Source organism: Marinomonas sp. UCMA 3892, assembly GCF_012726345.1.
GTDB lineage: Bacteria > Pseudomonadota > Gammaproteobacteria > Pseudomonadales > Marinomonadaceae > Marinomonas.
This window is the reverse complement of the sequence record NZ_PTXN01000012.1, coordinates 14945-41101: the sequence shown is the minus strand read 5'-3', so window position 1 is coordinate 41101 and position 26157 is coordinate 14945. Positions and strand designations below refer to the sequence as shown.

Annotated in this window: 22 protein-coding genes; 17 read left to right on the top strand and 5 right to left on the bottom strand. The window is 42.2% G+C overall.

Annotation, left to right across the window (positions count from 1 at the left end; translation table 11 throughout):
- Window position 1: 1 nt before the first annotated feature.
- From B6N13_RS16525 to B6N13_RS16485, 9 genes are all read left to right on the top strand, one after another.
- Window positions 2-1975, top strand: a complete 1974-nt coding sequence (locus B6N13_RS16525) for a beta-galactosidase (RefSeq protein WP_169460004.1) — start codon at window positions 2-4, stop codon at window positions 1973-1975.
- A gap of 111 nt (window positions 1976-2086) precedes the next feature.
- A complete protein-coding gene (locus tag B6N13_RS16520) occupies window positions 2087-3313 on the top strand; it encodes an extracellular solute-binding protein (protein WP_169460003.1) in 1227 nt (408 codons plus the stop codon).
- A 234-nt stretch (window positions 3314-3547) separates the two neighbouring features.
- On the top strand, window positions 3548-5104 hold the full coding sequence (locus tag B6N13_RS16515) for an ABC transporter substrate-binding protein (protein WP_248280367.1): 1557 nt from the start codon (window positions 3548-3550) through the stop codon (window positions 5102-5104).
- On the top strand, window positions 5101-6036 hold the full coding sequence (locus B6N13_RS16510) for an ABC transporter permease (RefSeq protein ID WP_169460001.1): 936 nt from the start codon (window positions 5101-5103) through the stop codon (window positions 6034-6036). The genes B6N13_RS16515 and B6N13_RS16510 overlap by 4 nt, the downstream gene beginning before the upstream one ends.
- Window positions 6033-6815 (top strand): ABC transporter permease, encoded by a 783-nt coding sequence (locus tag B6N13_RS16505; RefSeq protein ID WP_169460000.1) that lies wholly within the window; start codon window positions 6033-6035, stop codon window positions 6813-6815. Before B6N13_RS16510 ends, B6N13_RS16505 begins: the two co-directional genes overlap by 4 nt.
- The gene (locus tag B6N13_RS16500) at window positions 6812-8200 is read left to right on the top strand and encodes an ATP-binding cassette domain-containing protein (protein WP_169459999.1); all 1389 of its coding nucleotides are present in this window, start codon (window positions 6812-6814) and stop codon (window positions 8198-8200) included. Before B6N13_RS16505 ends, B6N13_RS16500 begins: the two co-directional genes overlap by 4 nt.
- Before the next feature lie 184 nt (window positions 8201-8384).
- Complete coding sequence (locus B6N13_RS16495) at window positions 8385-8636, top strand: hypothetical protein (protein WP_157035964.1); 252 nt, start codon at window positions 8385-8387, stop codon at window positions 8634-8636.
- Between the two features lie 121 nt (window positions 8637-8757).
- Window positions 8758-12534, top strand: coding sequence for a response regulator (locus B6N13_RS16490; RefSeq protein ID WP_169459998.1), 3777 nt, complete (start codon window positions 8758-8760; stop codon window positions 12532-12534).
- Window positions 12534-13472 carry a diguanylate cyclase gene (locus tag B6N13_RS16485; RefSeq protein WP_169459997.1) on the top strand — a complete coding sequence of 313 codons (939 nt, stop codon included), beginning with the start codon at window positions 12534-12536 and terminating at the stop codon, window positions 13470-13472. Before B6N13_RS16490 ends, B6N13_RS16485 begins: the two co-directional genes overlap by 1 nt.
- Window positions 13473-13571: 99 nt before the next feature.
- On the opposite strand, the gene leuA is transcribed toward B6N13_RS16485, so the two are convergent.
- Window positions 13572-15245: a 2-isopropylmalate synthase gene (gene leuA, locus B6N13_RS16480; RefSeq protein ID WP_169459996.1), complete on the bottom strand. Its 1674-nt coding sequence runs from the start codon at window positions 15243-15245 to the stop codon at window positions 13572-13574.
- 211 nt (window positions 15246-15456) lie between these two features.
- Here leuA and B6N13_RS16475 point away from each other — a divergent pair, with 211 nt between their 5' ends.
- Both B6N13_RS16475 and ribA read left to right on the top strand, forming a co-directional pair.
- Entirely contained in the window at window positions 15457-15930 is a 474-nt protein-coding gene (locus B6N13_RS16475) for an Lrp/AsnC family transcriptional regulator (protein WP_012069726.1), read from the top strand.
- 97 nt (window positions 15931-16027) lie between these two features.
- On the top strand, window positions 16028-16636 hold the full coding sequence (gene ribA, locus B6N13_RS16470; RefSeq protein WP_012069727.1) for a GTP cyclohydrolase II: 609 nt from the start codon (window positions 16028-16030) through the stop codon (window positions 16634-16636).
- Window positions 16637-17519: 883 nt separating this feature from the next.
- On the opposite strand, the gene B6N13_RS16460 is transcribed toward ribA, so the two are convergent.
- The gene (locus B6N13_RS16460; protein WP_169459994.1) at window positions 17520-19037 is read right to left on the bottom strand and encodes an MFS transporter; all 1518 of its coding nucleotides are present in this window, start codon (window positions 19035-19037) and stop codon (window positions 17520-17522) included.
- A gap of 361 nt (window positions 19038-19398) precedes the next feature.
- Between B6N13_RS16460 and B6N13_RS16455 the strand changes: the two genes are divergently transcribed.
- On the top strand, window positions 19399-19941 hold the full coding sequence (locus tag B6N13_RS16455; protein ID WP_248280366.1) for a TetR/AcrR family transcriptional regulator: 543 nt from the start codon (window positions 19399-19401) through the stop codon (window positions 19939-19941).
- Window positions 19942-20373: 432 nt separating this feature from the next.
- On the opposite strand, the gene B6N13_RS16450 is transcribed toward B6N13_RS16455, so the two are convergent.
- Entirely contained in the window at window positions 20374-21627 is a 1254-nt protein-coding gene (locus tag B6N13_RS16450; protein ID WP_248280365.1) for a DEAD/DEAH box helicase, read from the bottom strand.
- A 181-nt stretch (window positions 21628-21808) separates the two neighbouring features.
- On the opposite strand from B6N13_RS16450, the gene B6N13_RS16445 reads away from it, so the two are divergent.
- Together B6N13_RS16445 and B6N13_RS16440 are read left to right on the top strand one after the other, a co-directional pair.
- Window positions 21809-22369, top strand: a complete 561-nt coding sequence (locus tag B6N13_RS16445; protein WP_169459993.1) for a DUF1415 domain-containing protein — start codon at window positions 21809-21811, stop codon at window positions 22367-22369.
- A gap of 79 nt (window positions 22370-22448) precedes the next feature.
- Complete coding sequence (locus B6N13_RS16440) at window positions 22449-23282, top strand: S1-like domain-containing RNA-binding protein (protein WP_012069732.1); 834 nt, start codon at window positions 22449-22451, stop codon at window positions 23280-23282.
- 21 nt (window positions 23283-23303) lie between these two features.
- Here the strand turns inward: B6N13_RS16440 and B6N13_RS16435 are convergent, their stop codons facing one another.
- On the bottom strand, window positions 23304-24251 hold the full coding sequence (locus B6N13_RS16435) for a 2-dehydropantoate 2-reductase (RefSeq protein WP_012069733.1): 948 nt from the start codon (window positions 24249-24251) through the stop codon (window positions 23304-23306).
- Window positions 24252-24334: 83 nt separating this feature from the next.
- On the opposite strand from B6N13_RS16435, the gene B6N13_RS16430 reads away from it, so the two are divergent.
- Complete coding sequence (locus tag B6N13_RS16430; protein ID WP_012069734.1) at window positions 24335-24820, top strand: YajQ family cyclic di-GMP-binding protein; 486 nt, start codon at window positions 24335-24337, stop codon at window positions 24818-24820.
- Window positions 24821-24863: 43 nt separating this feature from the next.
- On the opposite strand, the gene B6N13_RS16425 is transcribed toward B6N13_RS16430, so the two are convergent.
- Complete coding sequence (locus B6N13_RS16425; protein WP_012069735.1) at window positions 24864-25184, bottom strand: MGMT family protein; 321 nt, start codon at window positions 25182-25184, stop codon at window positions 24864-24866.
- Window positions 25185-25231: 47 nt separating this feature from the next.
- Between B6N13_RS16425 and B6N13_RS16420 the strand changes: the two genes are divergently transcribed.
- Entirely contained in the window at window positions 25232-25711 is a 480-nt protein-coding gene (locus tag B6N13_RS16420; RefSeq protein ID WP_012069736.1) for an FxsA family protein, read from the top strand.
- Between the two features lie 129 nt (window positions 25712-25840).
- Complete coding sequence (locus tag B6N13_RS16415; RefSeq protein ID WP_012069737.1) at window positions 25841-26131, top strand: co-chaperone GroES; 291 nt, start codon at window positions 25841-25843, stop codon at window positions 26129-26131.
- Window positions 26132-26157 lie beyond the last annotated feature (26 nt).

Here is a 26157-nt window from a genome sequence, read left to right as displayed (position 1 = left end):
AATGAAATTAGGTGTGTGTTATTACCCAGAACATTGGCCAAAAAGTCGTTGGGTTGAAGATGCTCAACATATGCGACGCATTGGTATTCAGTATGTTCGAGTTGGCGAGTTTAGCTGGAGTACGATTGAGCCAACTCCGGGTGAACTGCATTGGGAGTGGCTGGATGAGTCGCTAGATATTTTGCATTCTCAGGGTTTAAAAGTCATTTTAGGTACGCCAACCGCGACACCACCAAAATGGTTGGTTGATCGTCATCCGTCTATGTTGGCAAAAGATGAAGCGGGGCGAGTACGAGGTTTTGGCTCTCGTCGTCATTATACTTTTGCGAGTTTGGAATATAGAGAAGAATGTCGTCGCATGGTGACATTAATGGCAGAGCGTTATGGTCAGCACCCCGCCGTGGCGTCTTGGCAGACAGACAATGAATACGGCTGCCATGACACTATTTTAAGTTATGCCGAAGCTGATCTTGCTGCGTTTCGTCTTTGGTTGGCAGAAAAATACGACACGGTAGAAGCGTTAAATAAAGCCTGGGGCAACGTGTTCTGGAGTATGGATTATCGCTCTTTCGATGAAATCGAATTGCCGAATTTAACCGTGACCGAAGCCAATCCTTCCCATCGTTTAGATTTTCAACGTTGTTGTTCAGATCAAGTGGTTGCTTTCAATAAGCTGCAAGTGGATATTTTGCGTGAGCATTCTGCAGATCGCGATTTAGTGCATAACTACATGGGGTTCTTTACAGCATTTGATCATCATAAAGTCGGTCAAGATCTTGATGTGGCGAGCTGGGACAGTTATCCATTGGGGTCTTTAGATAAAGAGCCTCTTTATACTGAAGAGGAAAAACATACTTATTTGCGAGTCGGTCATCCGGATGCGGGTGCATTTCATCATGATTTGTATCGTGGCTGTGGTAATGGTCGTTTGTGGATTATGGAGCAGCAGCCAGGTCCGGTGAATTGGGCGCCTCATAACCCAACACCAGCAGAGGGCGCAGTACGTTTATGGACATGGGAAGCTTTTTCCCATGGCGCTGAACTGGTGTCGTATTTCCGCTGGCGTCAGGCGCCATTTGGTCAAGAGCAAATGCATGCTGGCTTGTTGCGTCCTGATGCGCAAGAAGCTGAAGCGGCAAAAGAAGCGACCTTAGTGGCGCAAGAGGTGAAAGTCTTGGCTGAATCAATTGGCCTTGATGCAGATGAGTTAATGTCCCTGCCAAGTGCTGGAAAAGTCGCATTGATGTTTGATTATGACGCTTGTTGGTCTTTAGATATTCAGCCTCAGTCCCGTGCATATCGCTACTTTTTCTGGTGTTACCGAATGTATGAGGCCATTCGTGAGCTTGGCTTATCCGTTGACATTATTCCAAGCTCTGGGTCATTGGATACCTATGAATTGTTGGTTTTACCTGCTCAGGCACATATTACTCCAGAGTTGCAAGAGCGTTTGAATGCTTATCAAGGTGTTTTGCTTGCAGGGCCAAGAACAGGTAGTAAAACAGAAACCTATCAAATCCCAGAGAACCTTGCCCCTGGTCCATTGGCAAGTTTGCTTCCTTTAACGGTGGAGCGTGTTGATGCCTTGCCTGAGCATACTCAGCCAGCTGTTTCTGGCCGTTGGGGCGCGGGTAGCTTGAAGCATTGGCATGAACAAATTAAGACGCAATTACCTTGTTTGTTAAAAGATGATGGTGGTAATCCAGTGTTAATGGGAGAAGGCCGTCACTATTATCTTGGCTCTTGTATTGATAATACTCTGTTAAAAGCCAGCTTAGCTAAGCTGTCTGGGGTGGCGGGATTATCGACTTGCTATTTGCCAAAAGGCGTTCGAGTGAGAGAGCGAGGCAATGTAATTTTTGTATTTAATTACAGCTTAAATACGGTTGTTTTTGAGCCACAAGATGCAGAGCTTGTCATTGGTTCTAAGTCTTTAGGTGCAGCAGATGTCGCCATTTGGAAAAACAATAAATAGTAAAATAGCTATTTAAATGGAACTTTGTTTCGTTTATTGATTAATTTTTTTTGTTTGGTCAATACTGAAACTTGGTTCCAATTAATAAAAACAAGAAGAGGGCTTATTTACATGAAAAAAATACAATCCTTATTAGTAGGGGCAATGGCATTAGGTGCTGTCTCTATTGCTAATGCTGGTACCTTGGTGATTAACTCTGATCAGGCAGATCCAGCGCCAAAGAAAGCGTTCACTGAAATGGTGCAGAAGTTCGAAAGTGAAAATCCTGACATTACAGTGAAATACAACCTGTATGACAAAGAAGGTTATAAAACGGCTATTCGTAATTGGCTTTCCACTACGCCACCAGACATTGTTTTCTGGTATTCAGGCAATCGTATGAAAAGCTTTGTTGACCGTGATTTGTTTGAAGATGTTAGTGATATTTGGCAAAAACTCGGTTTGAAAGAAATTATGCCTGCAGCGACTGCCGCTTCTACATTGAACAATAAGCAATGGGGCATTCCCTACAGTTATTATCAATGGGGAATTTATTACCGTAAAGATATCTTTGACAAGTTAGGTTTGTCTGAACCTAAAACGTGGGACGAATTTCTTGCTGTCAACGCGAAGCTAAAAGCCAATGATGTTACTCCTATTACAATAGGCACTAAGTATTTATGGACAGCAGCGGGTTGGTTTGATTACTTGAATTTGCGTACCAATGGTTTGGATTTTCATATCGATTTGATGGACGGTAAAATTCCTTATACAGATCCTCGGGTTCGTAAGACGTTTGAGCATTGGAAAGAACTTATTGATAAAGGTTATTTCCTAGAAAACCATGCTTCTTATTCTTGGCAAGAAGCGCAGCCATTTATGTACAACGGCCAAGCAGCCATGTACTTGATTGGTAACTTTATTGTGCCAAACTTCCCTAAAGAACTTGACGGTAAGATGGGCTTCTTCCAATTTCCTACCATTGATCCAGCCATTCCCATTGCCGAAGATGCACCAATGGAAACAGTTCATATTCCAGCAAAAGCAAAAAACAAAGTTGATGCACGGAAATTCTTGGAGTTCATGGCACGTGCCGATAATCAAACTATGCTAAATGCTGTCTTGTTACAGATTCCACCTAATATTAAAGCGAAAGCTCCGGATGACTTTTTCTTGAATAAAGGTGTAGCAATGTTAAACAGTGCTGCTGGTACCGCTCAGTTCTATGATCGTGATACTGATCCAAGCATGGCTCAAGAAGGCATGAAAGGTTTCCAAGAGTTTATGGTAAAACCAGAGCGTCTTGATGCAATCCTTAAACGATTAGAAGGTGTGAGAAAACGCGTTTTCAAAAAATAGATATAAGTTTACTTCTGCTTAATAATCAAAAGGTCTTAGGTAATAAGTTTGTTATAACCAGTTCAATTTCTGTTGAGCTGGTTTTTTTTGATTTGTACATCAATCAGATGAGTTACTTATATCAGTTCTGATTAAATTTTAGACTTTGATGCAAGTTGTTCTCAAATGATTGTCAGAATTGTTTAATATGTTATATCATAACTTTTTTATTTTGTTGTTATGGAAAATATGGATATGAAAGTAATGCCTTTTTTAAAGCGAATGCTTTTTTGCGTCTCTCTTGTTAGTGGTGCATTGGCTTTGTCTGCCTGCTCGGGCCCAACGTCATCAAATACCGTTTCAATCAGTGGTGCATTTGAGTTTACCAGTCTATCACCTTCTAAAAATGGCTTTGTTTTTAGCCGAATGCAGGTCTTAGAAACCCTTTTGGACGTAGATGAAAAGGGCTTACTAATTCCAGCTTTGGCTAAAGATTGGAAAGTTAGTGATGATGCAAAAATTTGGACGTTTAATCTACGCGATGACGTACGTTTCCACGATGGCGCTGCGATGGACGCAGATGCCGTTGTTAATAGCTTGGAGATTGCTAAGTCTAAACATGGCGCGTTACGTAAAGCGCCAATTGAAAAAATCTATGCTAAAGATAATCACACGGTCATTATTACTTTGACTCGTCCATTTACGCCATTGGGTGCCGTTTTAGCGAATTACGCGAATGGCATTTTATCGCCAGCGGCTTATGACGATAATGGTGAAGTTGTTACCTTGGCAGGTACAGGTCCTTACAAGGTGTTTCAGTTTGAGCCACCCCATAAGCTAGTTGTTGAACGATTTGATGATTACTGGGGGAAAAAAGCCAGTATCCAATATGCCAGCTATCTAACGGGTCATCGTGCAGAAAGTCGTGTTCTTCAGGCGAAAAGCGGTCAAGCTGATATCGTGTTTGGCTTGGACCCAGCCAGTTTAGCGTCTCTTGAAAAAATGGATATTCTAACGGTACATTCCAACCCAATTCCAAGAACCATTGTTTTGAAGCTAAACAGCGGCCATCGTTTTTTAGAGGATGTGCGAGCGCGTAAAGCACTGAGCTTAGCCATTGATAGAAAGGGCATTGCTAAAGGTGTTTTGCACATTCCAGGCTCTGAAGCTGAGCAGATTTTACCTGCTTCGATGACGAACTGGTATTTAGATGATGTTTCTGATGAAACGGAAGCCTCCGCCGGAATGCCTGATTCACTATTGGCTGAATTGGGCTGGAAGAAAAATGCACAGGGCTATTTAGAAAGAAATGGCGAGCTGTTTGAGTTAACACTGATTACTTATGCAGATCGACCTGAGTTGACAACGGTTGCCACGTCAATTCAAGCCCAGTGGGAAAAAATTGGTGTAAAGACCAATGTAGAAGTAACCAATTCTAGTGCAATTCCAATGGGCCATCAGGATGGATCGTTGGAAGCTGCTTTGATGGCGAGAAACTATGGTTTTATTGCCGATCCACTTGGTGTGATGTTGTCCGATTATGGCTCTGATGGCGGTGGTGATTGGGGCGCAATGAATTGGAACAATAAAGAATTAAGCGCTGATTTATTAGAGCTAGAGCAAACCTCTGACCCAGTAAAGTACAAAGAAATTGCTCAGCGCAGTGCTCAAATAATTTATAACGAGCGTCCTGTCATTCCTGTGTCATCTTATGTGCAGCAAACGGCCGTCAATAAGCGAATTAAAGGTTTCCGTTTTGACCCATTTGAGCGCAGTTATTTCTTGAATGAAATGGAGTTCGTAAATCTATGAAGGTAATGCTTTTTAAAAGATTGCTGCAGTTGATTACGGTGATCTGGGGCGTCGGAACGCTGACCTTTATTTTGATGCGATCCTTGCCCGGTGACATGGCCTACCGAATTGCGGCCAGTCGTTATGGTCAAGATAATGTGGATTCTCAAGCAGCTGCTCTCGTTCGTGAAGAACTCAAATTGGATCAAAGTGCATTAACTGCTTATTGGCATTGGTTGACTGACCTTATGCAGCTAAAACTAGGTGACTCTTTGGTTAGTGGTTTGCCTGTGATTGATACAGTACAGCACATGCTTGGGCATTCATTATTACTGGCTTTCGCTGGCTTGATCGTATCGGTTTTAATCGCTGTGCCTTTGGGGTTATTAAGTGCGTGGCGTGGCAATCCGTTAGATTCTATCTTGATGGGATTATCGAGTGTGATTCGTTCAATGCCTGTGTTTGTTATCGGAGTGTTGTTTATCTTGCTGTTTGCGTTGAATTGGAACTTATTTCCTGTGGCGGGTTTTGGTTCTCCAGCGCACCTTGTGCTTCCGGCCATAACCTTAGCGTTAAGTTTAGCTGCGGTTTCAAATCGAGTGGTGAGAGATTCGGCTAAAAAAACGTTTCAGTCAGCATTTTATCAGTTTTCACAGGTGAAAGGGTTGTCATTGTGGCAAACCTTTCGTCGTCATGGTGCGCGCAATATTGCCTTACCTGTGGTGGCGTTTTTCGGCATCCAGCTGGTGAGTATGATTGAAGGGATTGTGATGATTGAGTCGCTATTTTCTTGGCCTGGAATTGGCCATGGTTTGGCGCATGCGATTTTTGCTCGTGATATTCCGGTGATTCAAGGCTCTGCTTTGATGATGGGAATATTGTTTGTTTTGCTCAATACCCTGGTGGATATTATTTGCCTATGGATTGATCCAAGAGGAGTGAAAAATCAATGAAAATGAGATCTTCACAATGGCTTGGTTTAGGTATTTTACTGAGCCTTTTGGCGTTTTCTGTCTTGGGTGTTTCTTTTTCACCGTACAGTATGTCAGAACAAAACTTAAATGCGATTATGGAAGCACCGTCGGCGGTTCATTGGCTTGGTACCGATCAATATGGTCGTAGCATGTTAACACGTATGGCTCATGCCGTCGGCTTGTCTTTTGCGCTCAGTTTGATGTGTATGCTGACCTCATCCATAGTGGGGACGGCATTCGGAGTTTGGGCCGCTTGGGGTGGTAAAAAAGTCGATTCTGTCTTGGGTGTGGTGGTGAATATTTTACTCGCTCTACCTGGTTTGGTTGTTGTCTTGCTATTTGCTGCCATTGTTCCAGGGTCTTTCTTGATGTTGTACTTGGCGATTTCGTTGGTGCAATGGGTAGAGTATTTCCGTGTTGTACGAGCCATAACGCAAGGCGTTATTCAGAGCCCAGCTAGACAATCATCAGCGATGATGGGCTTTGGTCGTTGGTATCAGTTTAAACGGCACATCTGGCCTGCAATATCACCTTCAGTTTTTACCTTAGCTGCATTTGGCGGTGCAAGTGCCATCTTAACCATGGCGTCATTAGGTTTTGTTTATGTTGGCATACAGCCGCCATTGGCTGAGTTGGGTTTGATGACGGTTGAGTTATTCCCGTATTACAGTGATGCGCCTTGGCTATTAGCACAACCTTTAGTGGTGATTGCTTTGATGGTGTTTGCATTTCATTTATTGGCGGGGAAACGAGCATGAGTGTGTTGCTGAAATTAACCAATGTGGCCGTATACGCAGATAAAACCTGTTTGCTTGAACCCATGTCTTTAACGTTGCATCAAGGTGAGCCATTAACGATTCTTGGTCAAACTGGATCCGGTAAAAGCTTGTTAGCACAAGCCATTATGGGCTTGTTACCAGAAAATTTGACGGTTTCTGGTGACGTGGAAGTTTTCGGTCGTACGATGACAATCGACGAGCGTAAAGCTTTATGGGGGCGGGATTTGGTTATGCTGCCTCAAGAGCCTTGGAACTCACTTGACCCTTTAATGAAAGGCGTCGATCAAGTGCAGGAGGTGTATAAGTTCGTCAGGGAAAAAACGGACGAAGAGTCGCTTTCATTGGCTGAAAATGACTTACAGCATGTTGGCTTAGAGGATAATGGTCACAAACGACCTGGTGAATTGTCAGGAGGCATGGCGCAACGTCTTGCTATTGCCGCAGCAACGGCAGGCGGTGCGCATGTGATTTTGGCCGATGAGCCAACCAAAGGTCTGGATGTATCACGTCGTGATGGCATTGTGAGTTTGTTGCAAACTCGCTCAGCCTTAGGAAGTTTATTGACCATCACGCATGATGTGGCGGTGGCTCGACAGCTGGGTGGTCTGCTTTTGGTAATGAAAGAAGGTCGTTTGGTAGAGCAGGGTGAAGCGAGTCAGGTGTTGGATTATCCAAAAGATGATTACACGCGAGAATTGATTACTGCTGAGCCTAGTGCTTGGACAGATATCGCTCCATCGGTACGCAAAGACAGCGCTGAAAATATCTTAGTAGCGGATAAGGTCAGTGTTAAACGTGGCGGTCGCACTTTATTCGATGACTTGTCTTTTTCTATAAAAAAAGGAGAAGTGGTCGGCGTTGTTGGTGATAGTGGCTGTGGTAAGTCGTCACTTGGCGATGCTTTGCTTAACTTTTTGCCTGTAGCGTCGGGAAGCATTACTCGCTTTGATAAAACGGCTAAACCGTATCAATGGCTGAAACTGTATCAAGATCCGCCATCTGCTTTTTCGGCTAGTGTCACCCTTGGCAAGTTATTGGATGACTTGATCAATTTGCATGGCATTGATAGAGCACGTATCGCGCCTTTGATGGATCGTTTGTCTTTGCCAAAAGTCATTCTAGAACGTAACTGTTTGGGGGTGTCAGGTGGTGAGTTGCAGCGCTTTGCTATATTGCGGGCCTTGTTATTGGATCCAGTGTTTTTATTCGCTGATGAGCCGACTTCTCGGCTTGATCCTATTACTGCCAAAGAGGTGACTGCCTTATTGGTTGAATTGGCCAGTGAAGCGGGTTGTGCGGTTTTACTTGTTAGCCATGACCCAGCGCTAGTGCAGAAAACCTGCCATCAAGTTATAACCTTATAGTACGCAAAAAAAGTGTTAATGACATTGAGTAGAGTATTCTTGGTACTCTTGCTCAATGTCATTATGATTAGGTCAGTTCGTGATTTAAACAAGTAAATGAATGATTCGAATCCACCTTGAGGTTTCACTTTACCCTAGTCTATGGTCTAATTTTTTCTAACTTAACATCGTATTGGGAAAAATTATGTTGTTCAAAACTTCGCTCTCTGTTGGCTTGATTGGTATTTCTGCATTCCTTACTTCAACTAGCGCCTTGGCATTTGACGATTATTGCACGCCAAAGTTAGATGCTTACTTGAGTAACGTTCAAAAGACAGTTGATTCTAAATATGTTTCAGAGCGTCAAAAAGACGTTGCACAAAAGGTGTTGGATAAGGTTAAAGCCAGCCGTAATGATACTAAGGATTGTGTACTGATTGATAAGTTACTGCCATAATTTTCTTGGAAGGTTTTGGTTAGCAGATCCCTGATTTTCTGTTATGTTCTATCGGGCAGGGCAATACATTAATGAGTGTTGTTAAATGCCTTTTACAATGTGGCGAGTTTAGGGGAAATGGATGGATCAATTAGAAGCTGCTTTAAAGGTGGCCAGATCTCTTTTAGGAATGTCTTGGAGTGGATTGCTTTTTCAAGATGGTACAATCGTTTTTTCTGGTGAGGTCGATGGCCTTCATCAGAAAAATTATTCCGCTAAACTATCTCGCTTTAATGCTTTTCCTTCCTCCCGATACTCCGATATAAAAAGCAAACCTTCCGCACACGTTTTGTTTTCTGATTTACCCAATATTGCTAGTTGTATTGTCGAGCCTTTAAGTATTTATGATGCTCGATTTATTGCCTTAAGCGATACTCCTTGTTTGCTCAATAATGAGTTGCTGGAAGAATATATTGATTCTTTAGTAGGTCTTTTTTCAACCTTAATGGCCTCATCTTCAGCGCAATTATCTTCGCTGTCGTATGTAGATGGAAGCTCCATATCAATTGATGATGGTACAACTGCACAAAAACGAACGTTGAAGACGTTAAAGAACTTGCATGAAGTGACGGCTAACTCAGATTTGTCATTAGATGAGAAGCTGCAAAAAATTCTAAAAGTGGGTGTAGATCAATTTACCTTACCTTTTGGACTGATCAGTTCAATTGATGGTGACCTTTATCAAGTTGAATACAGTCATACACCAAATGGAGAAGTGCTTCCTGGAGCGCAGTTTGAACTAGGAAACACCTATTGTGTTCACACTCTTGGTAGTGATTTGCCGACATCTTATTACCATACAGCGATTAGTGATATTAAAGAGCATCCTTGTTATAAGAGCTTTGGGTTAGAAGCTTACATTGGCATTGTTATCTATGTCAGTGGTAAGCGCTGGGGAACGCTTAATTTTTCTAGTCCAATCCCGAAGAATCAGCCTTTTGGTGAGGATGATTATGAAGTGATGAAATTGCTTGCTCAGTGGGTTGGCAATGAAATGACACGCTCTCAGGATAGAACAGTACAGATTCAATATGAGAATGAATTGCGTGAGCAAAAGGTTTTTTTCAAATCACTTTTTGATAATGCGCCTGAAGCGATTATTCATGTTGGAGCGAACCGTGAAATTAAAATGCTGAATCCGGCATTTACAGAACTTTTTGGCTATAGACTTGATGAATTGCAGGGTCAGACAACTCAGGTTCTCTATGCCGAAGAAAGTGATTTTATTAAAAGAGGGCAAGCATATAACGCTGATATGAAAGATGTATTAAATCGCTATCGTGTTAGCTATAAGAGCAAGCAAGGTAAGATTTTTCATGCTGAAACGATAGGCAGTATTATCCGAAATGCCGACGGTAATTTGGGTGGTTATATCGCACATATTCGAGATGTGACGGAGCGTTTAGCTGTTGAGCAAAAGATGATAGATACTAATTTACGGTTATCTATTGCTGCTGATGCCGCGGGAATCGGTGTATGGGAGTTTGATCTGCAAGACAGCACTTTACAGTGGGATGATTGGATGTACCGTCTCTATGGTTTTGCTGAGGATGAACGTACTTCGCCACTTCAAGTTTGGGATGATTGTGTTTACACAGAAGATAAAAATAGATTGGCAGAAGTATTTTCTAGTTTAGAAAGGAGTGGTGCGTATTTTACGACTAAAGAAGATGCTTCACATATTTCTAAAGAGTTAGATTTTGATTTCAGGATTAAACGTAAAGACGGGCAGGTACGTTATTTGAAATCTAATGGTGCCATTGTATTTAATAAAAAAGGCCAAGCATCACATCTTGTCGGTGTGAATATGGACATTACCTCACGAAAAGAAACTGAGGTGTTGTTACGTAATGCGAGTGATCAAGCGGTTGCAGCCAGCAAAGCGAAAAGTGACTTCTTAGCCACCATGAGTCATGAAATTAGAACACCATTGAATGGTGTGTTAGGTATGGCTGAATTGCTTTCAGGTACAAAACTGAACCCAGAGCAAACCACGCAGTTAAATGTGTTAAAAGAATCTGGTGAAGGGCTTTTGGGTCTGATAAATGATTTATTGGATTTTTCTAAAATAGAAGCCGGGCATATTTCAATTGAACGTGTAGATTTTAATCTGGAAAAAGCGATTTATGATGTTATTCGTTTGCTAATGATGAGAGCTGACGAAAAAGGCATTGATTTATTGGTTGAATATGATGAGGTTTGCCCTAGGTTTTTGGTGGGAGACGTTTTCCGTATTAAACAAATATTAACCAATTTAATCAGTAATGCGATTAAATTTACCAGTATCGGTCATGTATTGGTCTCTGTTAAAGGGATTGTTGACAAGCATGGAATGGTTTCTATCACTATCAGTGTTGCTGATACTGGAGTGGGCATTGCAGATAAGGTTCAGCCGCATTTGTTTACAGCCTTTGTTCAAGCTGATAGTTCAACGACTCGCAAGTTTGGGGGAACTGGCTTAGGGCTGGCGATAACTAAACAGCTAATAGGCCTGATGAATGGTAATATCTCTTTATCAAGTAAGCTGAACGTAGGGTCTACTTTTACCGTGACATTTGCGTTGCCAGAAAGTCATGCAATGTCCTACATCGAAACTATAGTCGATGAAAATTTATTACTTGGTAAGAAAACCTTAGTTATAGATGATAATGAAACGAATTTAACCATCCTTAAAAACCAGCTTAGGTCCTGTGATATTTATGCGGATGCAGAAATAAGCCCTGTCGATGCTTTATCACGAATCGAGCAGTCAATTAATGACGATTCGCCATATCAGATTATTGTTTTAGATTATTTGATGCCTGAATTAGATGGTTTGATGCTATCTAAACTCATTCGAGAGGTGAGTGGATCTTTATATCAACCTATTATTTTAATGACGTCTTCAGTAGGACGATTATCTCAGGATGAGCTTTCTACCGCTGGCGTTAATATGAGTATTGTTAAGCCAATGAGTGCTTTGACACTAAAGAAAGGTCTGGTGTCCGCACTGTCTTCTAATTTATTAGGTCATCAGCTTCCTTGTACAGAGGTTAGTGACGAGGACGAACTGAAAGATAACCTGAATGGTGAGAAAAAAGGCCTAATCTTGGTTGTCGAGGATATGAAAGCTAACTTAGCCGTGGCGCAGGGTATTCTAACTAGAATGGGTTTTGATGTTATTGCAGCAGAAAACGGTAAAGTTGGCGTAGAAATGTGGGGTACCCATCAGCCAGACCTTATTTTTATGGATTTACACATGCCTGTAATGGATGGGATGTCAGCTATGCGCGCTATTAGGCAGGCTGAAAAAAACAGTGGTAATCGTCGCGTTCCAATTATTGCATTGACTGCTGATATTATGCCAGAAACACTAGCGGAAGTATTTCGTGCTGGTGGCGATGGCTTAGTGCCAAAGCCTTTTAAGCAAAAGGAGTTTATAAGTATGTTAGATGAGTGGTTACCAAGTGGTCATCAATCACCGGATGAGTCATTAAATAAGCATCAGTCTACAAATTCTATTTTTGATGTTAAATCAGATGTTATCATTGATGAATCTGTTTTGAACGAATTAAAAGTATTGTTGGGTAATGATTTTACTCTATTGATTGATGCATTTTTTGATGATGCACAGAACATCATGGTTTCATTTGATAAGATGTTGAGCAAAGAAGATGAAGCCGACTACGTATTAGTCTCTCGTCTTGCCCATAGTTTGAAATCTGTAAGTCAAAACGTTGGTGCAATGACAATGTCTTCAATGGCTGCGCAACTTGAGCAAGAAAGCCGCCAGGGTGATGTGCCGGATCTAAAGGCTAAACTGCAAGAGATTCTATCAATGTATCAGAATGTGAAAAATAAACTTCAGGGTATGCTGTAATGCCAATGAAAGTGTTAGTGGTTGATGATACCAACACGGACCGTTTGTTGCTGAAGCTTCACTTGTCAAAGTTAGGTTATACAACTCTAGAGGCCAGTAACGGGCAGGAAGCTATAGATCTATTTCTAGAGCATTCTCAGGATTTGGACCTTATTTTAATGGATGTCCAAATGCCTTATATCAATGGTTTTGATGCAGTAAAGACTATTCGTGAAATACAAGAGCAAAAAAATCAAGAGTGGTTGCCAGTTATTTTTTTAAGTGCTAGCGCAGAAGACGATGACATAGAAGGGGCTATTTTAGCCGGCGGCGATGATTATCTTATGAAGCCAATCAGTCAAAAAGTTCTGTCGGCAAAAATGTTGGCGATGCAGCGTATTGCAGATATGAGACGTCGTCTAGTTGATTCAAACCTGGCTCTTGAGCAGTTAGCATCAACCGATCATCTAACGGGTGTTGCCAATCGTCGTTCTTTTGAGCTTATGTTAGATCGAGAAATGTCTTTTACTCGTCGTTATGGTGTGCCCATGGCCTTAGCCATGTTTGACCTTGATAAATTCAAACTGGTTAATGACACTTTTGGGCATGATGCTGGGGATGCTGTTTTGGTGGAAGTGTCAAAGCGAATCAAAATAGCTCTAAGAGACTGTGATATTATTGGACGCCTAGGAGGAGAGGAGTTCGGTATTATTTTGCATAATGTTAAAGAAGATGATGTTTTCAAGGTATTTGACCGTTATCGTAAGATTGTTGCCGATCATCCAATTTTGTATGAAGGTGCTGAAATACCTATTACAGCCAGTATCGGTGTGACTATGTATGCAGGTAAATTAGAAGATAAAGTTGCTCTATTGAAACGAGTAGATCAATCATTATATGAAGCGAAAGCGACAGGTCGAAATAAAGTGATTTACCACCCATTGTCGTCCTGTGAATAAAATTAAAACTTAGTAACACTAAAAAAATACATAAAAAAAACCGAAAATCGATGTGATTTTCGGTTTTTTTGTTTCTTTCTACTCGCAGAGAATTATTGATTACGCAACAGCGGAGTTTTGGTTTGCGATGATTTTTTGATTCACAGTTGCCAATAAAGCCTGGATGGAAGCAGACACAATATCGTTATCAATAGCGACACCGTTGTAACGGTCACCGTCGATATTAGCTTGAACATAGGCAATGGCCTGTGAGTCGCTGCCAACTGTCAAGGCGTGTTCTTGATATTGGATGATATCAACACGCATATTGAAATGCTTGCCTAGAGCTTCGCTGAAAGCAGACAACGCACCATTGCCGTTACCGGTAATTTTTACACCAGAGTTGTTGCCAATAAGTTCAGCGTGAACGGTATCAACATCGTCTTTGGCAAGATCGTATTTGCCCAATTTATATGGCGTAGAGCCCGTCATAAAGCTGCTTTCGAACAAGCTTTTCATTGATTCAGCATCCACAACGCCGCCGTCTTTCTCAGCAAACTGTTGCACGATTGGGCTGAATTCTACTTGTAACCAGCGTGGCAAAGCCAAACCGTATTCTTGTTCAAGAGTATAAGCGACACCGCCTTTACCTGATTGGCTGTTTACACGAATGACTTCTTGGTAGCTGCGGCCCACATCGCGAGGGTCTATTGGCAAGTACGCTACATCCCAAGGTTTGTCGTCTGTCTGGTTAGCCAAACATTTCTTAATCGCATCTTGATGAGAGCCAGAGAAGGCGGTGAACACCAATTCGCCTGCGTATGGATGACGCGGGTGAACTTGTAACAAGGTGCAAGCTTGAACAACACTTATGATGCGGTCCATATCGCCCAACGCCAACTCTGGATCAATACCTTGGCTGTATATGTTCATAGCCATAGTGACTACGTCCATATTACCTGTACGCTCGCCGTTACCAAGCAATGTGCCTTCGATACGGTCTGCGCCAGCCATAACGCCTAATTCTGCTGCCGCCACACCACAGCCACGGTCATTGTGCGTGTGTAGGCTTACAATCATACTGTCGCGCTGTTTAACATTGCGGCAGAAGTATTCAATTTGGTCTGCATAACGGTTAGGGGTAGAAACTTCTACGGTTGCGGGCAAGTTGATAATAATTTTGTTGTCTGGAGTTGGTTTCCACACATCGGTAACGGCATTGACAACTTCAATGGCGTAGTCGATTTCTGTGCCAGTAAAGCTTTCTGGTGAGTATTGGAATACCCACTCTGTTTCTGGGTGTTTCGCCGCGTGTTCTTTTACGCATTTAGCGCCATTGACCGCGATTTGTTTGATACCTTCCATGTCCATGCGGAATACTTGCTCACGTTGTGTTGTAGACGTTGAGTTGTAAACGTGAACGATGGCTTTCTTGGCACCTTTAAGAGATTCATAAGTACGTTCAATCAATTCTGGACGCGCTTGAGTCAACACTTGAATGTAAACATCATCTGGCACTTGATCTTCTTCAATCAACCAGCGGACAAAGTCAAAATCTAGCTGTGAAGCTGCAGGGAAACCAACTTCGATCTCTTTAAAGCCTACGTCCACTAATAGTGCAAAGAACTGTTTCTTTTGTTCCACCGTCATAGGCTCAACTAACGCCTGATTACCATCACGAAGGTCAACACTAGACCAAATAGGCGCTTTAGTGATTTCTTTATCGGGCCATGTGCGGTTTGTGATAGCGACTGGCTTGAATGGCGTGTACTTTTTATGGTCAAAAGACGACATGATTTTGTCCTTATTAATAGGAGGTCGGTAAACCTCGTTGTTATTAGTGCGTCTTGAGTAGGCGCTTTTTTCTTGGTGTTTCATTGTTTTTCAGTATGTATAGTGTACCCAAAAAATATGAGTAAAAGATTGCGTTTTTTATGAAAAAAACAATTTCTATGGCATTATATTGCGTATTAAATAATAAAATTGGTGATTTGGGGTTGCTGTTATGGGGTTTGATAAAATTGATTTGAATATTTTGCGCGAGTTGCAGCAAGATTCTAGCTTGACAAATCAGGAGTTGGCGGATCGTGTTGGGTTATCGGCATCACCATGTTTGCGTCGAGTGAAAGCACTTGAAGAAAATGGTGTTATAGATCGTAAAGTAACCATCTTGAAAAAGTCGAGCTTGGGCTTAAAATTGACTGCATTTTTGCAAATCAGCATGGATAGACATACTCCAGATCGCTTTAGTGTTTTTGAAGATCAGGTGGATGTGTTTCCTGAGGTCAGGAATTGCAACCTGGTGACAGGGCAAAACTGCGATTACTTATTGGAAGTTGTAGTAGAAGACATGGAAAAGTACCATGATTTCTTATTAGGGAAGTTAACGCGAATCCCTGGCGTTACCGGTGTTCAGTCGAGCTTTTTGTTGCGCAGTGTAAAAGAGAGCACATCTTTACCTCTAGATCATTTGATTTAGGAGTTATTTCCTTATTTCGCATTGATATTTTAGCTTTTGACCAAATTAATGGGCGTTATACTTGTTACAGTAAAAAAGTCCCTAGTAGAGAAGTAGTATGAGTGATTTGACAATTAAGCGTCGAGTGATGATTCCCGTGAGGGCGGGCGACGTGATGGCGGAATTTATTTCCTTCAATGGAGATGATTCTGGCAAAGAACATATAGGGATATTTTTCGAAGGTACAAAAGCAAAAGCTGACAACAGCATTCCATTAGTTCGATTGCATTCAGAGTGTTTGACCGGTGATGTTTTTGGTTCTGGCCGTTGCGATTGTGGCGAGCAGCTTGATGAAGCGATTGATCGAATTAATGAAGAAGGTGGCTACATTCTTTATTTACGTCAAGAGGGTCGTGGCATTGGTCTGTACGCAAAACTAGAAGCCTATGCTTTGCAAGACCAAGGTTATGACACTTATCAAGCCAATGAGATGTTGCATCTACCAGATGATGGTCGTGATTTCGGTATTGCCGCAGAAATGTTGCAAGCGCTTGGGGTTTCCAAAGTCCGTTTGTTAACAAATAATCCTGATAAAGCGCAGCAGCTAATAGAGCACGGTATTGATGTTGCAGAATTGGTTCCGACCAAGGTGCATGTGAATCAGCATAACCGTTCTTATCTTGAAACTAAGGCCAAGCGTAAACAACATACTTTGAAGTTTGATTAAACACTAATGCGAAAAATACCGCAGGTGAAAAAATAAATAAACTCGAAGAGATGCACTTTAATTTCCTCGGGTTTATTTACTCCAATTGTAAGAAGCTCCTTTGAGCGCATTGCTAAATGGCTTTCGTAGGTTGCGATTTATTCTTAAATGAAAGTATGCTGACAAAAAATCGGCACGACAAATCCTGATGCTTTATCTAGGTCAATAAAACTTTTCCTTTCTCCTTCCGTGGCACTCTCATTGGCGCTCCATTCTGCCTTTACTTGATTGTAGATGAAAAATGTCAAGGTGCTTATTATATTGGCCAGCGTATTAGGTTTGAGAGTTTTTAAACTCAAGTACGTTTGATTAATCAGAAATTATTAGCAGAAGGTTATATTGCTTCTAGAACTGTGCTGCCTGAGCAAAATATCGCCTCGCATGTTTTGTTGATCAATATACAAGAAGGGAAGATTTTAAATCTTAGGTATATTGGATAACCTGCTGATCAACTAAATAGATTGCCAACTCAAGAAGTTGAACTCAAAATACAGCCAGGTACTTACAGTAATGTGAGTATTCTTGTTTTTGCGGATGAAATCTCTATCTAAAGACGAAAATGGCGATCTTGATGCCTAGGCAGGTTTTCATTCAGAATAAACAAGTAACTTTTACATAAATGATGTCAATATAAATGACACAGGAGGTCTTGTTTATGAATCATCCCGTGCCATTTTTGATCAAAATATGAAGAACACAAGTGTTTATTATAGCGATAGCGACAAAGAAACTTATCGGATCAATCTAAAAAGAGTGATCCAGTTAAGTGTGAGGCTTTGATGGCACCGGAGCGTCTATATATGTCCTGTTAGAGTCGATTTGTTGCTCTTTGAATAGAGTGATTTTATTTAACGGTAACGTCTTTACCGTCTGTATGACGATACGAGTTTTGTCTGTCATTGGTGAAAATTGCTAGTAAGACTGCGGCGAGTAGGCTGAGTAAGCCAGCATAGAACATGACCATCCCAAACCCCGCTGCTATAGCTGTTCGGTAGGCTGAGATGAGCGCTTCATGTTCAGCTGGGAAATCATTGCTGACGACTGCGCGACGGGCAACTTCAATGGCATCTGGCATGTTACCGGTGTTGATTATTCCGGCCATATTTTGGATCGCATAGAGGCTCATGATGCTGCCAAGTACGGCAATTGCCAGCGTCATGCCTACCTGCCGCAGGGCATTCATGGTCGCGGAGGCGATTCCTGCTCGTTCGGCTGGTGCATACCCCATGACCATCATCCCGGTCGCAGGGACGGTGATGCCCATTCCCAAGCCAAGGAATACCAGAGTAACGGCGACGAAAATGTAAGGTGTATTAGCGCTAAACAGCGCCATTGCACACAGAGACACACCGATCAGCGCGTATCCGCCGACCATCAGTTTTTTCAGCGCAATATATAGGGTCATTCGGCCAAATAGCAGCGATGACACCCCCATAACCATGAACTGAGGCATCAGATGCCACCCGGCTACCGATGGTGTGTCTCCCCGAGCCTGTTGTAGGTAGAGTGACAGGAAAAAGAGGCTGGCATAGGCCGAAAAGCCCAGAGCAAAAGAGGCTAAATTTGCCACTGCCAGAGAGATATTGCGAAAAAGCTGAATGGGGAACAGTGGCCGTTTGACGGTCAATTCTGTCCGGACAAAGGCTGCAAAAGCCACCACGGCACAGAATAACGGAAGCAGGACTTTCTCCGAGGAAGCGCCATGTTCGCCAATTTCAATGAGTGCATAACTGAGCATCCCAAGCCAAATCATACTTAATATCTGGCCAACCGGATCAAACGCTGCATGTTCAGGATATTTGCGCTCGACAATTCCCCAGGCCCCAAGTAAAGCCGCAATGAGACCAATGGGGACGTTGACCAGAAAGATGCTTGACCAGCCAATATGCTCAATCAGCAAGCCACCGATTAAAGGCCCCGAAACCAATGACAAGGCATTACAAGCCGACCATCCTCCGATGGCCAGTGCACGTTGGCGGGGATCGGGAAATGCGTGGGTCAGGATAGGCATGGCGCCGGGGATCAGCAGTGCACCGGCAACCCCTTGTGCTCCACGACCCCACAGCAGGGTGTTCAGATCGGTGGAGAAAGCACAAATCACAGAGCCTATAACAAATAGGGCAACGCTGCTTAGCCACACTCGTTTGTGGCCATATTTATCGCCCAGAGGTCCTGCGGACAGCATCACTGCAGAGAGTGCGATAGCATAAATGTTAATGATCCACTGAAGCCCTGCCATATCTGCATGGAGAGCTTCCTGAAGTGTCGGCAACGCGACATTGACAATACTGATGTCCAGTGTCGCCAGAAAGGTCCCAAGATACGCAGCGATGACCAGGGCATGAGTTCGATATTGTTGCATGAGTCTCTTCCATTTAATGAGAATTAATCTCAATACTATATATCGACCGTCGGTCGGTCAATATGTAGATAGCGTCGTAACTTGGATGGGAAAGCACCATAATCAGAGGATTTGGCCTGTCGTTTTTGATATGCTTACGAAAACTTTCCGGTGAATGAATCTAAGGTAACTTTGGTCGTATCACTTTGAATCCGTTGCTTGATATTCGCGATAACCTCAAGTTCACGCGCCACGAATGTGCAAGCGGCACAGTTTGAAATGGAAAACACTGCTTACGATGAGATATAAAACGAACCATACGGCGTCTGCTCCTTCGAAAGTCAGGCGTGTCAAACCTGCGGAAGTTCGCCTGGATGAGTTGATGTCAGCCGCCGAACAACTGTTTCTTGTCAAAGGGGCTGACTCGACGACCATCAACGAGATTGTCGAGTTGGCACAGGTCGCCAAGGGGACTTTTTACCATTATTTCGCTTCTAAGAATGAGTTGCTTGCCGCCATGGGAGAGCGCTACACCGCCCAGTTTTTACAGCGGGTTGAAGAGAAAATCGATACTTGTCAAGCAGATGACTGGCTGGGCCGACTTTGTGCCTGGATTGAGGAAAGCATTGAGGCTTACGCAGACACGTACTGTCTGCATGATATTGTTTACACCAATCATCATCACCATAACCGCTCGAACCGGGAGAAGAATGCGATTCTCGCGCAGTTGCAGCTCATTCTCGAAAACGGCACCCGTGTTGGTGTGTGGCAGATTACTGAACCACGTATTACCTCGCTCCTGATTTATGCCGGAGTACACGGTGTGACCGACGACATTATTGCTTCTCCGGAAACCGATCGTGAACATTTTATCCACGCGGTCCTTGCTGATTGCCTGCGGATGGTCGGGGGCTCGGAGCGATGAAAACTTTCGAGAGACTTCCGAGACTGGTATTGTGTTTGTTTTATTAAAATATCAGTGAGCTAAACAGACTGTAGTATGCCAAATATAGCGAATGGATGTGTGTGCTGTTAAAGCGTTAATTTCCCGATATGAAAAGATTAAATTATACATAAGAAACAAGCAGCAGCCCTCATAAGAAACGAAGAATATACTTCTCTAAAAAGTGGCGGAAATCGATGGTGGTAGTATGATTTGGAATCAAAGTTGGCTTAAGTTGGTGTGACTGTTTCATGTTGCCGACTTATTGCATGTTCCCTAGGCATAAACAACATGTTTTGAAGTTTGATTAAGAGTAACGTACAAGTTTTGTGCTTTAGATAGAAATGTATAAAGATAGAAACAATAAAGGCGCTAGTGAAGCGCCTTTATTGTTTCTATAGTGCTGAACTAGCCTTATTTTTTACTAGGGGCTGGTTTTTTCTTTTTCTTCTTGCTGCTTGGTGAGCGAGCTTTTGTTTTTGCTTCAAGTCCTTCAATGCGGCCAAATTTAATGTTGGCTTGCATAAAGCGTTGAATCTTTTCAATCATTGGCAAGTCGTTAATGTCGATCAACGAAATGCAGTCGCCCGGCTCACCTTCGCGTGAAGCACGCCCAGCACGATGGATGTAAGAGTCAGCTTTACGTGGAAGGCGAAGGTTGATTACTGTGTTTATTTCTGGAAGGTCGATGCCACGTGAGGCGACGTCGGTTGCAACCAATACTTGCAAGCGTCCACGCTTCATTTGTTTCATGTGTTCGCTACGGTCGCCTTGTTTCATTTCGCCATGCAGGCCATCACACATTAAGCCCATTTTTCGGATGCGTTGAACCCATATGTCAACATGCTCGCGGTTAGAGACAAACAACACTGCTTGTTGAACGCGCTCTTGCGTTAATAGGTGTTTTAGTACGGCTTCTTTATGCTCTTCGCTGTCTACACGGTAAGCTATTTGGCGAATTTGGCTTGGCACTGTGCGGGATGATTCGCCTAGGCGAATTTGCTGTGTCTCGCTATTTAATAGGGCGCTGGCAAAACGTCCCATTTTTTCGCCTTCTAGCGTAGCAGAGAACATCAACGTTTGGTGTTCTTTTGGTAATTCTTTGGCAATGCGGTTGATGGCGCTTACAAAACCCATATCTAACATGCGGTCGGCTTCGTCGATAACGAAATAAGACACATCTGTTAGATCAAGCCATTGTTTTTCGTCTAATTCAACCAATCGGCCAGGCGTCGCAACCAAAATATCGCACGGTTCACTTAGTTGTTGTTGCTGCATGCCATAAGGTGTGCCACCAATGATGAGGTGGGATTGAATGCGGGTATGCTTTGTTAGCTGTTCTACAACATTGAAAATTTGGCGCGCCAACTCGCGACTTGGCGCTAATATCAATACTTTCGGTGCAGTGGTAGATTGCTCATCACGGTCAAGAATATGCTGAACGGCCGGTGCACAAAAGGCGATGGTTTTTCCAGTGCCTGTTGGTGCGGTTGCAAGTAAATCGGAACCATCTAAAGCAATTGGTATTGCTTGTTCTTGGATTTCTGTTGGGGCTTCAAAGCCAAGATCACTAATCGCTTGTTCTATGGTGAAATCCAAATCTAATTCAGCAAATGACATGTAAACTCTCTGTAGCGGATAAGTGGTACGACCAACTATGAATGTCATAAATTAACTATGAAAATCATAATGAATTTGGGCGTATGACCACTATAATGGACTGTATTGTCTGGCATGATACCTTGTTTTGTGAGGATTCGAAATCTAAACCTCAGATATGGCTTGATAAGTTAGACCCTTTGTACGCTTTGCTCTAAAATACTAACAAATATTTATAAGAAGACACGTTATGCTGCTATCAGATGAATTGGTCACCGCCCAAACGATGACATGGGTAAAAGAGTTTATTGTGGCGTTGAATGTTTGTCCTTTTGCTAAACGTGAAGTGGAACGAGACAGCGTTCGTTGCGTGGTGTTGCGATCTAAAAAGATGGATGTGGCGCTTGAAGAGTTGATGACAGAGGTTCAGTGGCTGGATGAGCATCCAGAAACAGAAACGACGTTACTGATTTTTCCAACTTTATTTAAAGATTTTCATCGCTATTTAGATTTTGTAGAAACTGCTGAAAATCTTATGTTTGATCAAGGTTGTGAAGGGGTTTATCAATTAGCGACCTTTCATCCTGATTATTGTTTTTCAGGCACTGAGCCAGATGATGTATCTAATTACACCAACCGTTCTCCTTATCCGATGCTGCACCTTTTAAGGGAGGCTAGTGTTGATAAGGCGATTGAGTTTTATGGCGATACCGCAGATATACCGAATCAAAATATTGAAAAAATGGAAGAGCTTGGGAAGTCTAAGTTAGATACTATATTTGCTGGTTGCATGAAAGCAGATAATAGCTAACTTATGACTTAAAGAAATCTGTATTGCGCTTATTAATGAAGTGCGTATAGTGCGAAAAAAATTGCTTGCCGGAGAACTCATGGCTACACAAATTGGGCGCTTAAATACATTAAGAGTCGTTAAAGAAAAAGATTTTGGTGTGTATTTAGACGCCGACCAATTAGGCGAAATTTTGCTTCCTAAGCGTTACGTGCCAAAAGGCGTGACGGTAGACGATGAAGTGGAAGTGTTCGTTTATTTGGATTCAGATGATAAATTAATTTCAACTACTGAATTTCCTAAGGCACAAGTTGGAGAGTTTGCCGCGTTAACTGCAATAGCAGTAAATCAAGTTGGAGCATTCTTTGATTGGGGGTTACCTAAAGACTTATTGGTCCCTTTTAGTCAGCAGAAAAACCGTGTAGAGGAGGGTGAAACGCATTTGCTTTTCATCTACCTAGATCAAGCGACAAACCGTATTGTTGCAACCACCAAAGTAGATGCTTTGTTGAACCGCGAAGAAGCACCTTATCGTGTAGGTGATAAGGTTTCTATTGTTATCGGCGATAAAACCAATATTGGCTTTAAGTGTGTTATTGATAATCGCTTCTGGGGGGTTCTGTTTTTCGAAGATGCTTTTAGACAGCTTCGTAAGGGCGAAAAAACGGTTGGCTTTATCAAGCAGATGCGTGAAGACGGCAAGATTGATTTGAGCTTGCAAGAAGTTGGTTATAAGAAAGTACGTAACATATTAGATGATATTCTGGATTACTTAGATGCTCATGGTGGTGAATCTCCATTGACCGACAAAGCGTCGCCAGAAGCCATTTATGCAGTGTTTAAAGTAAGTAAAGCAACCTATAAAAAAGCATTAGGAGCACTTTATAAAGAGAAGAAAATTCTGCTTACTAAGGAAAAGATCTCTAAGATTTAGTTTTAATTGATAAAAAAGCTGCTAAGGAAGACTTAGCAGCTTTTTTTTGACCTCTTCTCTCTGCTCTGCATAGGCAACGCCATCAAAAAGTAAACGCTGTACAGGCAATTCGATAGGGCTGTTATCAAGCAAAAATCCTGAAATAAAGCTGTTTTCAGTTTGGCGCTGTAATCTAATGTCTTCGTGCATAGAAGACCTATTTAGACGAGTGAGCTGAGCAATAGTGTGCACTCGGTTTTTGAGGTTTTCTTGGGTAAGGTGTTGGCTCTCTTGCGCATAACTAAATTTTGGATGAGTAAGAACGCTCGAAAGTTCAGATAATGTGGCGTTTATTAAAGGCTTGAACTCATCGTTCAAAATATCGCCATTGTGTATGTTGAAAATAGCTGTAATTGGATTAATTACTGCGTTGACTGCGAGCTTTTCGATCATTCTTTGGTGGATGTTTGTTACTGTCATGTTTTCAATGGGGAATTCTTTCGCGGGAGAAGTAATTCTCCATTGCCCGAAGTAGGAGTCACCTAAGCCTGTATGTTTAATGTGATTTGCTTCTATTTTCAAAACACCTTCGCTGGTTGTTCCTGCCCACAGGGTTTGAGTGTCTAATAAAATGCTTTGAAGTTCTTCTTGGGCGCCAATGCCATTGCATAGGCAGGCAATGTCAGCATTATTCGTTACGTGGTTCGCAATTTGCGAGAAAGCATTTTTTAGATCAAACGACTTAGTGCAGAGCAGTACCTTATCGTATTGAGCTTTTAATTCTTCCGCTTTGAAACTTTTTATTTTGTGTGTAGAGACACTTACTTGCTGTTGTCCTTCTTCATCAGTAAGAGATTCTAGGGTGATCTTCTTACCGGGGTTCTCCGATCGATACACTAGATGGACTTTATTGCCGAGTTTTTCTAGCTTACAAGCCCAAAATAGGCCGATAGCGCCAGCGCCGATGATTAACCAAGGCGTGTTCTTCATAATAGGTTTCCATTAGGTGTTTTATTTCAATCCCTGTTATTATCACCCCAAAATACATTATTGAAAATGCAAAGGAGCAGAAAATGCCATCATTTGACGTAGTATCTGAGTTAGATTGGCACGAAGTCACTAACGCAGTCGATCAGGCAAACAGAGAGATTACAACACGTTATGACTTTAAAGGCGTAAAAGCACACTACGAAATTAAAGACAAAAAAAGCGTTGTTATGGAAGCCGAGGCAGAGCCTCAACTTCGCCAGATGTCTGATATTTTAAATCAAAAATTGGTTGGCCGTGGCATTGATTTAAAAAGTTTGGAAAAAGAAGATGTTGTTAAAGGAAATATGCGCGCATCTCAAGCGGTTAAAATGAAAGAAGGGCTTGAAACAGATGAGGCGAAAAAGATCGTTAAAATGATCAAAGATAGCAAAGCGAAAGTTCAAGCGCAGATTCAAGGTGACCAGCTTCGTGTAACCGGTAAAAAACGAGATGATCTTCAGCAAGTGATGGCCTTATTGCGCGGTGCTGATTTAGCACAGCCAGTTCAATTTACCAACTTCAGAGACTAAATATATTTGCTGAGCCGCCATTCATTGTTAGTTGGTGGCTCTTTTATTTCTTTATTAAGTTTTTATTGAAAGCCAGCTTACTACCCACAATAACCCAGCCCTCTTTTTCTAATTTTTCTTTTTGCCTTAAATAACCATCTGTGTTTTCTGCGAAACTAATGCGGCGCTGGGCATTTATGACTCTGTGCCACGGTAGTTTAGTGTCATTGGGGAGATTTTTCATTAAACTGCCAACTTGTCTTGCATAACCTGGGAACCCCGCTAGTTTTGCAAGTTCTCCGTAAGCAATGCATTCGCCCTTAGGAATTTCGCTTAAAATATGAAACACCTGAGATTTAAATCTATCTATTGGTTGATTCGTCACTTTTTGCCCTTAGATAAATAGCTACATTTAAAACAAAGAAGGTAAATATGAGATTTGCACTTTTGCTTTTCATACTCATTCCCGTTATTGAGCTATCCGTATTAATAAAAGTTGGTAGTCAAATTGGTGCATTAGCAACAGTTGGTTTGGTATTCCTGACAGCTATTTTAGGCGTGACCTTAATTCGTAAGCAAGGCTTAGAAACATCTCTTAAAGCGCAAGAGAAAATGCGCCGCGGCGAGTTGCCAGCCTCTGAAGTTGCTGAAGGCATTATGCTGATTTTTGCAGGCTTGTGCTTGTTAATGCCAGGTTTTGTAACAGATATTATTGGTGGCTTACTATTGATTCCGCCATTACGTAAATTATTTGCGGCAGGTCTTTTGGTTAACTTTGTTGCATCTATGGTCAAAAAAGGGTCTAAATGGGCGCCTTATAGTGGTTATGACGCTCAATCTCAAGGTGAAACGATTGATGGCGAGTACTCAAAAGAACCTAAAGATGACAATGACTTAATAGATAAAAAATAATTTATTTTCAGGGTTGAAATTGGCTTGTATAGCCGTATATAGAACCTTGTTAAAGATTCCTACTATGTATCAGTAGGGTTATCCAGCCAGGGGAGTCCTGGTATCGTTTTTAATTGGAGAGATTGATCAATGAATATTCGTCCTTTGCACGATCGTGTCGTTGTTCGACGTAAAGAAGAAGAAACAACAACTGCATCTGGTATCGTCCTTCCCGGATCTGCTAAAGAAAAGCCTACTCAAGGCGAGGTTTTGGCTGTTGGCACTGGCCGTATTCAATCAAATGGCGATGTGCAAGCTTTAGCCGTTAAAGTTGGTGATACCGTGTTGTTTGGCCAATACTCCGGTCAAACCGTTAAAATCGAAGGTGATGAACTGCTTATCATGAAAGAAGATGAAATTTACGGCATTGTTGAAGCCTAAGTCTCCTTGCGGTTCTATTACGATTC